This window comes from Achromobacter sp. 1012554356 (assembly GCF_059760815.1).
This window is the reverse complement of record NZ_JCBANC010000119.1, coordinates 1-1479: the sequence shown is the minus strand read 5'-3', so window position 1 is coordinate 1479 and position 1479 is coordinate 1. Positions and strand designations below refer to the sequence as shown.

At 52.9% G+C, this 1479-nt stretch carries 1 rRNA gene; it reads right to left on the bottom strand.

The window, feature by feature from the left end:
- Positions 1–109 precede the first annotated feature (109 nt).
- A 23S ribosomal RNA gene (locus AC6LJW_RS29395) occupies positions 110–1479 on the bottom strand; the annotation flags it as partial.

Genomic DNA, 1479 nt, shown 5'->3' with positions numbered 1-1479 from the left:
CGCACAGTGGGTGTAATTGTGTTGGCTGGCTGCTGACGGTGCAGCCAGTATTTTGTATTGAACGACACTTGGAACGCTATATCACCAGGTCAATAACCATCAGTGTTATAGGATCAAGCCTCACGGGCAATTAGTATCGGTTAGCTTAACGCATTACTGCGCTTCCACACCCGACCTATCAACGTCCTGGTCTCGAACGACCCTTCAGGGGGATCAAGTCCCCGGGATACCTAATCTTCAGACGAGTTTCCCGCTTAGATGCCTTCAGCGGTTATCTCTTCCGTACTTAGCTACCCGGCAATGCCATTGGCATGACAACCGGTACACCAGAGGTACGTCCACTCCGGTCCTCTCGTACTAGGAGCAGGCTCCGTCAAGTATCCAACGCCCACGGCAGATAGGGACCAAACTGTCTCACGACGTTTTAAACCCAGCTCACGTACCTCTTTAAATGGCGAACAGCCATACCCTTGGGACCGGCTACAGCCCCAGGATGAGATGAGCCGACATCGAGGTGCCAAACACCGCCGTCGATATGAACTCTTGGGCGGTATCAGCCTGTTATCCCCAGAGTACCTTTTATCCGTTGAGCGATGGCCCTTCCATTCAGAACCACCGGATCACTATGTCCTGCTTTCGCACCTGTTCGACTTGTCAGTCTCACAGTCAAGCACGCTTATGCCATTGCACTATCAGCACGATTTCCGACCGTACCTAGCGTACCTTCGAACTCCTCCGTTACACTTTGGGAGGAGACCGCCCCAGTCAAACTGCCCACCATGCACTGTCCCCGATCCGGATAACGGACCAAGGTTAGAACCGCAAACAAACCAGGGTGGTATTTCAAGGATGGCTCCACGTGATCTAGCGACCACGCTTCAAAGCCTCCCACCTATCCTACACAGGCCGGTTCACAGTCCAATGCAAAGCTACAGTAAAGGTTCATGGGGTCTTTCCGTCTAGCCGCGGGTAGATTGCATCATCACAAACACTTCAACTTCGCTGAGTCTCAGGAGGAGACAGTGTGGCCATCGTTACGCCATTCGTGCAGGTCGGAACTTACCCGACAAGGAATTTCGCTACCTTAGGACCGTTATAGTTACGGCCGCCGTTTACCGGGGCTTCGATCAAGAGCTTGCACCCCATCACTTAACCTTCCGGCACCGGGCAGGCGTCACACCCTATACGTCGACTTTCGTCTTTGCAGAGTGCTGTGTTTTTAATAAACAGTCGCAGCCACCGATTCTCTGCGACCCCATCATGCTAAGCGCGCAGGCGCTTCACACTACCGGGGTATACCTTCTCCCGAAGTTACGGTATCAATTTGCCGAGTTCCTTCTCCTGAGTTCTCTCAAGCGCCTTGGAATATTCATCCCGTCCACCTGTGTCGGTTTGCGGTACGGTCTCGTACAGCTGAAGCTTAGAGGCTTTTCTTGGAACCACTTCCAATCACTTCGCAAGCAATGCTCGCTCGTGCCA